General features: G+C 39.9%; 7 protein-coding genes. 1 reads left to right on the top strand and 6 read right to left on the bottom strand.

The window, feature by feature from the left end; translation table 11 throughout:
- Positions 1-37: 37 nt before the first annotated feature.
- From SanaruYs_RS09355 to SanaruYs_RS09380, 6 genes are read right to left on the bottom strand one after another with little or no spacing between them, the layout of a single operon-like run.
- Positions 38-1,108 (bottom strand): LamG-like jellyroll fold domain-containing protein, encoded by a 1,071-nt coding sequence (locus SanaruYs_RS09355; protein ID WP_127122290.1) that lies wholly within the window; start codon positions 1,106-1,108, stop codon positions 38-40.
- Between the two features lie 45 nt (positions 1,109-1,153).
- Positions 1,154-2,635 (bottom strand): RagB/SusD family nutrient uptake outer membrane protein, encoded by a 1,482-nt coding sequence (locus SanaruYs_RS09360; protein WP_127122291.1) that lies wholly within the window; start codon positions 2,633-2,635, stop codon positions 1,154-1,156.
- Between the two features lie 11 nt (positions 2,636-2,646).
- Positions 2,647-5,706, bottom strand: coding sequence for a SusC/RagA family TonB-linked outer membrane protein (locus SanaruYs_RS09365; protein WP_127122292.1), 3,060 nt, complete (start codon positions 5,704-5,706; stop codon positions 2,647-2,649).
- 21 nt (positions 5,707-5,727) lie between these two features.
- Positions 5,728-7,458, bottom strand: coding sequence for a hypothetical protein (locus tag SanaruYs_RS09370; RefSeq protein ID WP_127122293.1), 1,731 nt, complete (start codon positions 7,456-7,458; stop codon positions 5,728-5,730).
- The gene (locus SanaruYs_RS09375; protein ID WP_218022410.1) at positions 7,455-8,777 is read right to left on the bottom strand and encodes an MFS transporter; all 1,323 of its coding nucleotides are present in this window, start codon (positions 8,775-8,777) and stop codon (positions 7,455-7,457) included. Before SanaruYs_RS09375 ends, SanaruYs_RS09370 begins: the two co-directional genes overlap by 4 nt.
- Positions 8,778-8,779: 2 nt before the next feature.
- Entirely contained in the window at positions 8,780-9,826 is a 1,047-nt protein-coding gene (locus SanaruYs_RS09380) for a glycoside hydrolase family 130 protein (RefSeq protein WP_127122294.1), read from the bottom strand.
- A 232-nt stretch (positions 9,827-10,058) separates the two neighbouring features.
- Here SanaruYs_RS09380 and SanaruYs_RS09385 point away from each other — a divergent pair, with 232 nt between their 5' ends.
- Positions 10,059-14,162, top strand: a complete 4,104-nt coding sequence (locus tag SanaruYs_RS09385; protein WP_160118624.1) for a hybrid sensor histidine kinase/response regulator transcription factor — start codon at positions 10,059-10,061, stop codon at positions 14,160-14,162.
- Positions 14,163-14,366 lie beyond the last annotated feature (204 nt).

Genomic DNA, 14,366 nt, shown 5'->3' on the forward strand with positions numbered 1-14,366 from the left:
ACATGGAGTGCCCGGGGTGATGAATTTCAAAAGTTGATTATGGCTTTTCGATGTTGTACAAGCTTACTACTTGAGTTTCAGTAAGTGGTGCATTGTAAATACGAACTTCATCCATTCTACCTACAAAGAATCCACCCCAGTTCAAATAGTTAGGGTCAGCTTCGTTAAGTGAGTAACCATTGGTTGGTAAATCCTGACCAATAGTTAAGTTTACCGGTGCAGCAGATAAGTTGATAGCTGTACCTGGCGTGTTATCCCAGTCTCTTACTTTAACACCATTTACATAGAATATCATATGCCCATTACCAAAGGTAACTACTACATGATACCATGAGTTTTGCGTAAGAATAGGATCTGCGTTGTCTCTGTCATAATAGGCAGGATCAGGAGAACCAGCAACATCTGCCTTTACTGTCATGAAAGCTTTTGGATCAGCTTGCATGTTCAACTTCCAGCCATTCCAACGGTTTAATGCAACCATATATTGATTGTTAAGAATTGGATCGTTTACATCTTGCTTCATCCACAATGAGATAGTCATGGTTTGTGGATTCAACTTAGTGTTATATGGAACTTCAACGTTTGCACCTTTATCGAAATAAATTGCTTTATTGGCTACCCCATAACGATCAGTTGTCCAACTCGGTACACCTGCACCCCAAAACTCGTGTCCTGTCTTCAGTGTACCATCCAATCCATTTGATGATTCATCGTTGGCAGTTGTACCCGTACCTTCATCAAAACGCCAGTGCGCTACAAGGTTTGCAGGAGCAATAGGCTCAATAATGGCAGCTTCATATTCAGCAATGGCTTCTTGCAAATTTACATTTGCATTGTCTACCTGTACTTGTGTTACTGCATTACTTGCAACAATAGCTTCGGCTGCATCTACAGCAACCTCAAGTGGTTCTTTAGCACCAGCAAGATATTGTCCTTCCTGACTTCCTTCCTCTGTTGTTTCCAGAAGCTCGATAGCCTCATCAATCGTGGTTTGTAAAGCAGTCTTATCCGCATTCGGTCCATCATCGTCATCAGAACAAGAAACAGCCAGCACGGTACCTGCCATTAATGCAAGCGCCCAGGCCATGTTTTTTAATTTGTGTGTCATAATTAGAATTGTTTAGTTAAAAAATTTATTAAAAGAGATTATTGGTTATTCGTCAATTGCAGTGTTTGTATCGATTTCTGATTGAGGTATTAAAAAATATCTATCATCTGCATAACTAAAACCTGTACTGCTCAATGCAGCTTCGGCAATAGCCTGTCCGTAGCGCATCAAATCAAAATAGCGGTGAAACTCAAAGCCAAGTTCTACCCTGCGTTCATGTCGGATAGATTCACGCACCTGCGTTTGTGTTCCTGAGACATCAGGTAATAGATTAATTGGAATCACGCCAAAACCGTCCAGTCCTTCATCGTATAGATAACTTTCTCGTGCACGCTTACGAACTTCGTTCAATGGGTCTAATGCTTCTGTTGTGCGATTCAATTCATTCAATGCTTCTGCTTTCATCAATAGAATGTCGGCATATCGCAGGTATACATAATTCAGGCTGGCATCTCCGATGATGGGTTCTTCGCGGGTTGGTTGCAAATGTTTTTTCTGCAGGTAGCCTGTTGGTGACCACAGCGGACTAAAATCTTCTCCGTTAATCCATTTTGTATTTTCACGACCAACAGTATAATCCAGACGCGGATCTGCCACGCCTCCGAGGGTTACTTCAAATTCATCTACAAAAGATTGCAGCGGCACGTTGAAGTAATACCCATTCTCGGCAGGTGAACCGAACCATTGATTCAGATGACTTCCCAATTTAGGTGTACTGCCGCTCAGGTGCTGGATTTCAAAAATCGATTCTGTATTATTTTGTGTGGAGTCTATAAAATTATTTTTATAAACCGGCTCGAGTGCATATAAGCCTAAAGCATCCAGATCACTGATGGCATCTAATGTTAATTCCCACTCTCCCTGATACAAATGTGCTTTGGCCAAAAGACCTAGTGCAGCACCTTTTGTTGCTCTGCCTATTCCAAAAGTTGATACGCTTTCTAAAGCCGGAGTGGCATCTGTTAAGTCGGTTTCAATCTGATCATAGATGCTGGCCACTGATGATTTACCAACATTAATCGCATCAAGGTTAATGGGTGGAGTAAGCTTAAGGGGTACCTCACCAAAAATATTAACCAATTGAAAATAAAAGTATGCACGAAGGAACTTGGCTTCTGCTATTACTGATGCCTTTCTACTTGCATCCATTTGGATACCTCCGGCATAGTAAAGCAGGTAATTGGCACGTGTGATGCCTTCATAATAATGTTTCCAAATTTTTTCCAGGAAACCATTGTTTCTCGAGTAGTTAAACTCATCCAGAAACTGAATATCGTTTTGGTCTCCTGCACCTCCACCCTTTACAGCATCATCTGATACTACATCACCAAATACCCACAAGGCATTATTTGTGGATGTAAATGAGGCAATGTTATATACTCCTGTAATAGCAAGTAAGGCGTGCTCTTCTGTTTTATAAAAATTTTCGTTGGAATAAGTACCTTCCAACTCTTCTTCTAAAAAATCAGCACAACTGCTACATGTCAAAGCAATGAGTATGATACAAGTGCGAAAAATATATTTCATATGCATACTGATTAGAAAGTTAGATTTAAGCCCATGTTAAAAGACCTGGCTGACGGATATGTTCCCCAGTCCATACCCGCTGCCCGGTCACCTTGTCCTAAAGCATTATCACTGACAGTCATCTCAGGATCCATACCCTGGTATTTGGTAAAGGTGAGCAGGTTGGTACCTGACACGTAAATGCGAACTGCTGAAAAACCGTAGCGCTCCAAAATACCGGCTGGTAGTTTGTATCCTATTTGTAAATTCTTTAATCGTGTATAAGATCCATCTTCGAGAAAGCGTGTTGAGTATCTAGTGTTATTTCCTGAAGCATCCCATGAAGCACGTGGGTGTTGATTGCTGGTGCCTGCTCCTGTCCACCTGTTATCGAAGTAGCGTTGTGTTACATTGAAGGGTCTGTAAAATCCTTCGATGTCACGATTAAGCACTGAAAAAATTTCCTGACCGTAAGCACCCTGGAAAAACATAGACATATCCCAGTTTTTATATGCGAGTGACACATTCAATGCAGCCGTGAAATCCGGAATCGGGCTACCCAAATGTGCTCTGTCTTTACCAGTAATGTAACCATCACCATCTTGGTCTTTATATTTTACATCGCCCGGTTCAATATCGCTACCTTGATTGGCATGTGTAAAAATGTCTGCTGCATCCTGGAAAATCCCCTGCATTTCATAGAGATAGAAGGAACCAATCGGATAACCTTTCTCTACTAACGTGATATTATCAGAGCCTATAGCGCCACCGGGTATTACAGGATTAACTTCCAACACTTCATTGTAAAGCGTGGCTCCGTTCAGTGTTACTGTGTAATTAAAATCGCGAATGTTTTTAGTATGTGTTACAGATAATTCGATACCGCGGTTCAAGACTGTACCATTGTTAATAATAGCAGGTGCAGCAGTTCCGGCAGATGAAGCAATCGGTTGATTAACCAAAAGGTCTGAAGTTACTTTATTGAAATAGTCAATAGAGAAAGCAAAAGCACCATTGGCAATTTCCACATCAACTCCGGCATTCAATTGATTACTGGTTTCCCATTTAACTTTACTATTGCCTAATTGATTAATCGCGTAACCAACCGCTACTGCGTTACCATAAGGATAGTAATATGTGTTACCCACTTTATCAACATAAGCATAGTCTGCGATTTCCTGATTACCAATTGATCCGTAGCCTGCACGAACAAAAAGTTTACTTAACCAGGAAACGTCCGTGAGAAAATTCTCTTGTTCCATGCGCCAGCCCAATGATCCGGCATAGAAAGTTCCCCAGCGATTATCCGGACCAAAGCGTGATGATCCGTCTTTGCGTAATGTGGCTGAAACCAAATATCGTTCTTTAAATTCGTACCCAGCTTTTCCAAAAAATGAAAGCAAGGCATTACCCACACGTCCTTCTGAATTCGTTTTGATTCCCTGACCATTCCCTAAATAGACAAGGCTGTTTTCCTGATCCGGAAAATTATTATCAGTAGCATTAAATACATAAGTCTGGTTTTTAATAGCTTCAGTACCCAGCAAAAAATTCAAAGTATGCTCTCCCGCAGATTTTTCGTAAGTGGCAAAATTGCTAAAGGTTAAGCCCTGAAAATCTGAATCAATTACTGTTAAGCGATTGGGATTATTGATACGATTTAAGGTACCCCAGTTTCTATCGAAGCGTCTTTGATTTTGTGTGCTTACATCCAGTCCTATATTTGATACAAAGGACAAACCTTCCATAAGGTTTAGTTTGAAATACAACTTTCCGAATAGCCGATCATTAATACGTTTATTGTTATTGTAGGCTAGCATACCCACTGGATTGTAACCATCACCCAGGAATTGAAATAAAGCAGGTCGGTCAACAAAATCGCCTGCTCCGTCATAGACAGAAATTGCCGGTGTTCTGAAGAAAGCGTAGCGTACTACACTGCCTCCATTGCCACCTGCGCCATCACCGGAGCTTGGGATAAGGTTGGTGGTAGATTTTGACAAATTAAAATTTACACCAGCTGTCAGCCATTCTTTAACATCCGATTCAAGGTTAATGCGGGCTGTAACACGTTCATAGTCGCTAGACTTGATGATACCTTCCTGATTAAAATAACTTGCTGATAATGCATAACTCGTTTTCCCCTCCGAACCGGCAATTGAAAAACTATGTGTTTGTAAAATTGCATCTCGCATAATGGCATCAACATGGTCTGCATCATCAAAATTCTGTGCCATGGATTCAGTGATTAACGGGCGGAGGAAAATTCCTGTTTTACCAACATTATCATTTGCTGCTGCTTCATTATAGAGCGTTACATAATCAGCAGTATTGGTCATGTCAATCAAACGCGTGGGTGATTGTACCCCAAACTGCGTATTAATTTGCACAGTGGGTCTACTTCCTCTTCCTGTTTTAGTAGTAATTACAACAACACCATTTGCTGCACGAGAACCATACAACGCTGCAGCACTGGCATCTTTTAAAATAGTAAGTGATTCTACATCCTGTAAAGAGAAAGCACTAATGTCTAATGTTGGTATACCATCAATTACGTAAAGCGGATAGTTACCACTGTTAATGGATCCTACACCACGCACACGAACAGATACACCTTCACCGGGTGCACCCGTATTCTGTGTAACCACAACACCGGCTGCTCTTCCTTGTAAAGCCATGTCAAGTGTTGGTACAGGTAGTTTATTTAATGCAGCTGACTGAACTGTGCTAACGGCACCCATTACTTTTTCTCGTTGTTCTGCACTATAACCAGTTACTACAATTTCTTCCAGTACTTCTGTATCTTCAAGAAGCACAATTTCCAGTGGCTGATCTCCAGCAGTAAGCTCCTGCGTTTTGTAACCAATCAAGGAAACGATAATGATTGCATTGTTGTATTCTGCAGGTATCTGCAAAGCAAATCGACCTTCTGCATCTGTTGAAGTACCAAGCGAAGTTCCTTTGATATATACATTCGCACCGGGTAAAGATGCACCTGTACCATCGGAAACTTTACCACGCACCAAACGCTGCGCATAAGCAACATTTGTCAGCGCAATCGTTATCAGCAATAGTAAACAGTATTTTTTCATAGTTTTTTATTGTATATGTGTTTACTGTTGTTTTGTGGATGATGGCAGATAGGCAATCACCTTATCGTTAACCAGAATTTTATTGTCTTTCTTCTCAGGATCACTTCCTGCGGGCAGCACCACAATCAGTTGCGCTGCACCGGATGGAATGGTAAATGTTGTTTCCTCAGTAATAGCTTTCGCTAAAAATTGTTGTGTGAGCACATCATACAAGTCAACAGATTCAGTTGGCGCATTAATACTTACCTGTTTTGCTTCCGCATACGGATTGTAGTAGAGATAAGTAGGAAAAGTATTGGCTGCATAGAAGTCAGTAGCATTACAATTCAATTGCAGAATACCTTCAACGTTAGTCTTTTCAATAATTGAACCGAAAATTCCAACCTGTGATGAGCTGTAGAGACTAAACATACTTTCCTGCGGCTGGCCTTTCACCCACTTTGGTCCGTCACCGATAGCTACAGGTGAAATACCTTTTAAATTTTCTTTACCATAGTCATCAAACTTTCTGAGACCTTCATAAGCGATTACATTTTTGGTGATCTCTTTATGCTCGGGCAACCATTGATGCGCATCATCAATTTCATAAGGATAAAACAATCGTGCTGCATTGGATACATTCAACATCCACTTACCAATAGCCAGTGCGTAGCGTGTATCATACTTCACCATAGGCACTAAAGGCCAAGCCAGGTCAAATGAATTCATCAGAAAAGCATAACCACCACCATCAGTAATGCTGCCTTGCAAGCCGTGCACATCATAGTCACCCCAACGCTCAGCTATTACACCCCAGCCTGTGCGGCCATCAGCAGCTTTACATCCATCAAAAGTCCAGTTCAAATATTTTTGTATATCATAATTTGTTCCCTGTGTGGCATTCAACTTAGCACCCATGAGTGCGCCAAAAGGCATTAGCACTTCATAGAACCTGCTCTCTGACTGACTGTCGTAGGCATTCATTGCCGACATGGCGCCTCTCAGATATTTTTCATCACCAAATTTTTGATAGGCGCTATACAAGACATAAGCGTGGCCAGCTGCCACATCCTGTTGGAGTGGAATAGTATTAACCACACCTTTCATCTGTTGATAATCGAAGAATGAGAAATTATAATTTCCGTTTAAGACAGAATCTGCATTGTAAAACTGATTGGCTATGATGCGTTGTAAACTATCTGCGCGCGGAACGTTCGGATATAAATCGCACACAGCATAGTACAGGACATTCGGAAACACATCATACCACCAGTCTCTGCCATAACCACCACCAAGCAGCGCCACAGAAGGATGTGTATTATTCATCATGATGTTCCAGCCGTTCTCTGTATTGAAATAATTTTGCGCCATCCGAACATAATTAAATCCATTTTGATTTGTCTTATCAATGCCGACTAACCCTGCAGACATCAATGCACCCATGGCGTTAAGTGCTTCATGAAATTCAACACTACCATTTTTTCCCTGGCGTACGTCACCTATAACTGTGAACATACCAAATGTATTTTGGTCAAAGTTTCGTTTCACACTGTCGATCCAGACAAAAGGAAGGTGCTTGCCGGTGTGGGTTGTGTTAAATATGTATTGATCATACTGAACTGTTTTCTCCTTCCAATCGAGCATTTTATAAGGTGAGGGAAAAGCAGGCATTAAGTCTACCCTGGAAATATTCAGTTGTTGAACAGGTTCAGGTTGCTTGCTACAGGAGATCGCGGCAATTACAATTGTACAGAGTAGAAAGAAATTTCTCATTTACTTAGTTCGTTTGATTTTCGGATGATATGCTTTGCTAAAGGGATAGAAGCGATTTGCAACAGCGCAATGACAATAAGCGAATACTTAAGTGCGAAAGTCTGAGATACAAAGGTGGCCAACACAATGAAAAGGCCAAGTCCTAAAAAGCGACCGATATACAAGCCAAATTCATGATTAAATATATAAGCGAACTCGTTGCGTCCTTCAATTTTAGCTACTACGTCAATGACACGCATTTGTATGGGGAAATAAGCAATGTCATGCAAAGGTTGGAACAACACTTTACATAAAACAAAGGCTATTACACCCACGGCAGAAAATAAGATGCCATTTGCCAACGTGCCTATTAAAAAAATAATTAAACCGATAGTAAGAATATAAATGCGGTGTTTAGGTTTGGTAACCCGACCTAATAAGTAAAGCATAATGGCCGTTACCACACCACTGATGGCCTGCACTGTTCCAAGTGAGCCTTCGTTACCAACCAAAGTCATAATGAGAATGGCGGGAGCTGTTACCAGGTAGCCTTGCGCTAAACCTTTGAGGCCTGCCAGTACAAGCATTTTATTCCACAAAGAGTGGAAGCGGAAATACAGGAATTTTTTCTGCTCCGGGTTCTTAAATTTCTGTTGGTGTACAACAATACTCGATATTATGGTAAGGATAAAGACAAATACTGTTACTACCTGATAGGCTGTATTTACATTACCAGAGAACCAGGTGCCATCGTCAGCTTTTGCCAAAAAAGCACCAACGCCTAATGGCACTATTATAAAAGTGATTGTATAGAAAAATGTTTCTAAGCCATAATAGTAATTTCTGTTCGAATCATTTGTGGTGGATAAAGCCAGATAGTCTCGGTTCGCCCAGAAGAATCCAAAAGAACAACCCATTAATATGCCTGCAACGCCAACACCTATTACAGAAAGACTTTCCAGACGCATCATCATTAACATTGAAAGTCCGCTTAGCAACATACCAAAGCTATAAAGGGTAGTAATCTTCATGCGGCTCAGTAAAAAACCATTCAACAAAAAAGTAATGGGAATACCCGTATAAACGGTAAGTTGATAGAGTGCTACAATGGAAGGATCGTTAGAACTTCGCATCACATAAGCACCAACAAAAATTTCAATTACTGGTAACACGAATGCATAAATCAGATTGGTGGCCAGTAATACACGCATAGCGCGTGGCATTGTGAGAAAAAAAGCAAATTCGTCATGCGGCCGCTGCCAAATACTTCTTTTTGAAAGTAATGGTTTAGCACCTGGCGTGGCTGCATTCATTTCAATTTCAGTTGTTTTCTCCATCATCTTTAAAATTTCAGCGTTGATAATATTTCCTTGATGGACAATTCTGCAAGACAAATCACCTCATCACTGGCACCATAGTAAAGTTTAAGGGTGTCGCCATCAACGGTATGTCCATTAGTGAATATTACATTGCCAAAAAAACCTTTCAGTTCATATTCAGCCATTGGTTCCATTATTGGTGTTTCGCTTCTTGCCAATACTTTGGAAGGGTTGTGCAGATCAAGCAACAAGGCCCCAAGGCAATAGCGATGTTGTTCATTAGCACCATGGTAAATCTCCAGCCAGCCATGTTCTGTTTTAATCGGAGCGGCACCGGCACCAACACGGGCACTGTCCCACATACCCTTTCTTGAGGTAGCAATGCATGTATGTTTCCCCCAGTGAATCAAATCGGGTGATTCGGCTAACCAGATATAATTGCCACCTAACTGAGGGCTACTCGGACGATGTAGTGCATAATACTTGCCATTTATCTTCTCTTCAAAGATGGCGCAGTCCTTATTGTGCGGTGGAAATATCATTCCATGTCGTTTGAATGTTTTCCAATCCTCAGTTTCGATATGTCCAACACCTACACCAAAAGAAGATACCTGTGTATAGGTTAAGTGAAATGCATTTTCAATTTTAACAACACGACAATCTTCAATGCCATAGGCCTCTAGTTTATCAGCTCCAAAAATTGGCGAGTATCCTTCTGGTTCATAAAAGTCCACTCCGTTATCGCTGCAAACCAATCTTAGGTGAGATAATGTAGTCAGGTAGTCTTTTCCCTTATAAGTAATCACGCGAGGATCTGCAAAATTCAATTCAGGGTCAGATTTATGAAAAGTCAGTATTTCGATTTTACCGGCTTCATTATATACCGGCACCTGTATTGTTCCTTCAATTTGCTGAGGCATTTCAGCAACTCTGAGCAAAAGCCACGTTTTTCCTTCAAAAACAAATACACCGGGGTTAAGAAGACATTCAATCTTCATTCCCTCCATGCTAGGTTTAATAGTAGAAGGCTTTAATAAGGGATTTTGATTATTTCTTATGGCAATGTCCATCAGTCAGCTAATAGCAAATTATTATTTCAGAAATCGTTTGCAATAATGCCCTGAAATCAGATTTAAGCCGTCCGCCAGATTTTTTATTTAGTCCACTTTGTTCACTTAAATGCACAAAAAGAGAATCCAGAGGACAAAAAAGGATGGGGAGGACAACTTTTCCAGCTTTCTCACGATCACATTGCATAGGTTTGCATGCAATCGTTTTCTAAGTTTCGACACTAATAATGTTATGAGCACTGCTTTTATCATTTCAATGCTGCTTTCGTCTTTTGCAAAAGATTCTCTTGCACCGCTCCCCTATCAGCATATCAGTAAAACAAATGGTCTTTCTAACAGTGCCATTACATCCGTTTACATGGATAATTATGATTATGTATGGTTTGGCAGCTGGGATGGACTAAATAGATACAACGGTAGCGATATACGCGTTTATAAACCTGAGGCATTCTCTGCTACTACCATCAGTAATAATATTGTAAGGGATTTTCTGGAGGATAAAGAAAAAAATCTCTGGATAGTGACCCACAAAGGCATTAACCGATATAACCGCAATACCGATTCATTTAAATCTTTCTTTTCAACGAATAATAACATTCCGTTTTTGGAATATAATATGCGGGCCTGCCTTGGACCTGACTCTGTGCTGTTGGTAAGTTTAATTGGCCAAGGGCTTAACCAATATGACAAAACCAAAGATACTTTTGTAGCTGTCTCTATAGAAGGTTTAAAAAAAGAATGGACTCAGCAAATCGTTGGCATTGGTAGTAACAACCAACTTACTTACTTGCTTGGCAATGATGGGAAATTAGTTTGTGTCCTGCAAAATAAAGTAGTGTATACCCGTCAGCTTTTATCTTCTATAAAGCTCCACTCCTTTTTTCAGCTAAACGGAAAACCTTACCTGGCCTTAACTTCTAATGAAGGTAGTATTAATATCTACACGCTTACTGATTTTGCCCAACAACCCATTACGATTAAACTGTCTAACTTCCCAATCTCGTGTATCTCCACCAATGCAACCAATACTGAAATATGGATCGGTACTGATTTAGGCAACATTTTCAAGCTCACAGAAATAAATGGTGTATTCTCAGCCTATGATATGGCTAATACTTTTCCGTCTTTGTATAAGGCGCAGCGAAAAATTTTAAGCATTACAGAAAGTAAGCAGGATATTCTATGGATAGGTACTGATGGTGACGGTGTCTTTAAGTTTTTAACTAAACCCAAACCCTTTTCTTCTATTGGTACCGGGCGTGAAGACAAGCAGGGTATCTCCAATACTATTGTTCGCTCTGTCTATGAAGATACCAGTGGCACACTATATGTCGGTACACGAGGTGGTGGACTTAATATCTTAACAAAAGGAAAACCCACTAAAGTAATAACTACCGTTCAGGGACTTAGTAATAATGCTGTGCTAGCCTTAAACAAAGACAAAGCCGGCAATCTATGGATTGGTACTGATGGTAATGGTTTAGACATGTTGGAAAATAAGACCGGTCGTTTGTTTCACTTTCCGAAAGATTTTGAAAACAAAACACAACTGCAATTCGGTTACGTCTATGCCATTTGTATTGATGCATATGGAACGTTGTGGTTAGGTACTAGTGGTTATGGTGTTATTAAACTTCGCATTACAAAAACCACCAGTGGTTATCATTTAGCAGAAGAAGAACAAATAACCTATTCACCCAACACAGCGACTTCCCTTAATAGTAATGTAGTTTACTCCATAATAGAAGAAAGCCCTAATATACTTTGGTTTGGCACCAGAGGTTCGGGTATTTACAGGTATAACTCCCTGACCAAACAGATTGTTGAACATATTCACACTGGCAGTACAGGTTCAAAGTTATTGAGTAACGATGATGTGATCAGTCTTTATATTAGTAAAAACGAAAAACTATGGATTGGAACAAGTGGTGGGCTAACTTCCATTCCATTGCAAAGACAGCATGTAGCTTCTACGCAATTTACCTTGCGTGATGGTCTGCCTAACAATACCATTCACTCCATTCAGGAAGATCCTAAAGGATTACTTTGGCTGTCAACTAATAACGGACTGGTACATTTTGATCCTGAAACAAAAAAATTCAGAAACTATGATACCAACGATGGATTACAGAATAATGAATTTACTGATGGCGCCTCCTTTAGTTCATCTACATCTGAGCGATTATTCTTTGGTGGCATTAACGGCCTTGATGTTATTAATCCAACACAATTAGATACAGCCAACTATTTTCCACGACTTACCATCAGCGAATTTGAGATTCACAATGTACACATTACAGCCAGTGACTCTGGCAGCATCTTGAATAAACACATAGACTTCACCACAGCACTGTCGCTTCGGCATGACCAAAATTTTATCAGCTTCCATTTTACTACGCTTAACTACTGGAATAAACAGAGAAGTCAATATGCCTACTTTCTGGAAAACTTTGATAAAGACTGGAATTACATAGGTCAACAATCAGTTGTTAATCTTACGAATATTCCTCCTGGCAAATACATACTCCATATTAACTATACTAATGAAAACGGAGTATGGAGCCCTGTTGAGAAAAAAATTGACATCGTGGTCCATCCACCTTTCTGGAGAACTACGTGGGCATATGTTGCCTATATTTTACTGCTCATTGGTTTGCAAATTGGTATTGTACTTATTATACGGCAACGAGCAAGGGTTAAACGTGCCGCAGCGATTGACCGGTTCAAAATACAGCAACTTAAAGAACTGAATGATTACAAACTCCAGTTCTTCACAAACATTGCACATGAATTCAGAACTCCTTTAACCCTTATACTCGGCCCGGTCAGTGCCTTGATAAAAAAAGCTACTTCTGCCTGGGAAAAGCAGCAACTAAAAACAATTTATAACAACTCCTTGCGTCTACAAAAGCTATTAGAGGAATTATTGCAATTCAGAAAAATTGAAAGTGGAAAAGAAACACCATTATTACATAAGACTGATCTGATACAACTCACCCATGAAATTGTAGAGACCTTTCAGCAACATGCCGAAGACCATGAAGTAACGCTTGAGTTTATTCCTGAAACAGAAGTATTATACGGGCTTGTAGATGTAAGGAAAACAGAGAAAATTCTCATCAATCTTATTTCTAATGCCATCAAGTACAATGTGAAAGGTGGTGCAGTAGAGGTTATGCTTAAAGAAGCAGAGGGTAAAGCTTTATTTATCATAAAGGATACAGGAGTTGGAATCGCTACCGAAGATCATAGCCGCATTTTTGAAAACTTCTACCACAAACCAACAACAACCTTTAACGAACAAGAACCGGAAAATAGCATTGGCATTGGTCTAGCGTTAACAAAAAGCTTAGTGTTACTTCAAAAAGGCGAAATACGTGTTAATAGCGAAATCAATAAGGGATCAGTGTTTACTGTAACCATTCCTATTGGCTCAAATAATGAAAATCATGTCAACGAACCTACAACGACAATTCAACCCTTCACTAACTTAACTGAGAAAGTTCAGCAGGAATTTGAATTTTTAACCAACAGCTTCTCACTAAAGTCAACCGAGCCGGAAACTGAAAGAAACAACACCATTTTGGTTGTCGATGACCATGAGCAAATTTTGATTTTACTGCAAGATATACTGTCTGATCAATATTCAATTATTACAGTAAATAATGGGCAAGAGGCATTACATATCCTTGAACAAAAGAAAATTGATCTTGTCATCAGCGATATTCGTATGCCAGGTATTGATGGACTTACACTTTGTCAAAAGATAAAAGACGATATTCACACGAGTCATATCCCTGTAATTTTACTTACCGCAAAAGCGGAAATAGAGGATCGTATTGAAGGTTTACAAGTAGGTGCCGATTCTTATATTCCCAAGCCATTTCACCCCGAGCATCTTTTTGTTCGCATAGAAAAACTTATTAAAAGCAGAGAACAAATTAAAAAGCGCTTTGAGAATTTTGCTGATGTTGAACTGGAGAAAATATCTACCGGTATAGGAGAAAAAGATGATGAGTTTTTCGCACGCATTACCCGCTGCATAGAAAAGCACATGAGCAACCCTGAATTTAGTGCCGACACAATGGCCGAAGAAGTGGGTATGAGTAAAGCATCATTATATAAAAAGGTGAAAGCGACTATGGGATTAACACCTCATGGCTTGATCAAACAATATAGACTTCGCAAGGCAGCTGATTTATTAAGGCATTCTACGATGAGTGTTTCTGAAGTAATTTATGAGACTGGCTTTAACAGTCGTTCATATTTCTATAAGTCCTTTAATGAAATGTACCATTGCCACCCTAAAGATTTTGGTGGTGCAAAAGCAATTTAAAAGTAAGTAGTATCAGACTTAAAAAAATAAAATCAAGTTTTAGTCGAACAATAATGAGTCTCAATAAAAAGTGCTACTGACTTACGTCAGCAGCACTTTAAATTTGATTATTTGAATACTATACCTTTTAGTCAAGCCATTTTTTTGGCCCTGCCTTTGCCGAAACGGCTACGCGCAGGCAGGCCTACTTCCAATTCTCTACGA

Source organism: Chryseotalea sanaruensis (genome assembly GCF_003990915.1).
Classification (GTDB): Bacteria; Bacteroidota; Bacteroidia; order Cytophagales; family Cyclobacteriaceae; genus Chryseotalea; species Chryseotalea sanaruensis.

Coding starts and splice junctions, on each gene's coding strand:
- SanaruYs_RS09355 (WP_127122290.1), bottom strand. CDS start 1,108: ATGACACACAAATTAAAAAACATGGCCTGGGCGCTTGCATTAATGGCA.
- SanaruYs_RS09365 (WP_127122292.1), bottom strand. CDS start 5,706: ATGAAAAAATACTGTTTACTATTGCTGATAACGATTGCGCTGACAAAT.
- SanaruYs_RS09370 (WP_127122293.1), bottom strand. CDS start 7,458: ATGAGAAATTTCTTTCTACTCTGTACAATTGTAATTGCCGCGATCTCC.
- SanaruYs_RS09380 (WP_127122294.1), bottom strand. CDS start 9,826: ATGGACATTGCCATAAGAAATAATCAAAATCCCTTATTAAAGCCTTCT.
- SanaruYs_RS09360 (WP_127122291.1), bottom strand. CDS start 2,635: ATGAAATATATTTTTCGCACTTGTATCATACTCATTGCTTTGACATGT.
- SanaruYs_RS09375 (WP_218022410.1), bottom strand. CDS start 8,777: ATGATGGAGAAAACAACTGAAATTGAAATGAATGCAGCCACGCCAGGT.
- SanaruYs_RS09385 (WP_160118624.1), top strand. CDS start 10,059: ATGAGCACTGCTTTTATCATTTCAATGCTGCTTTCGTCTTTTGCAAAA.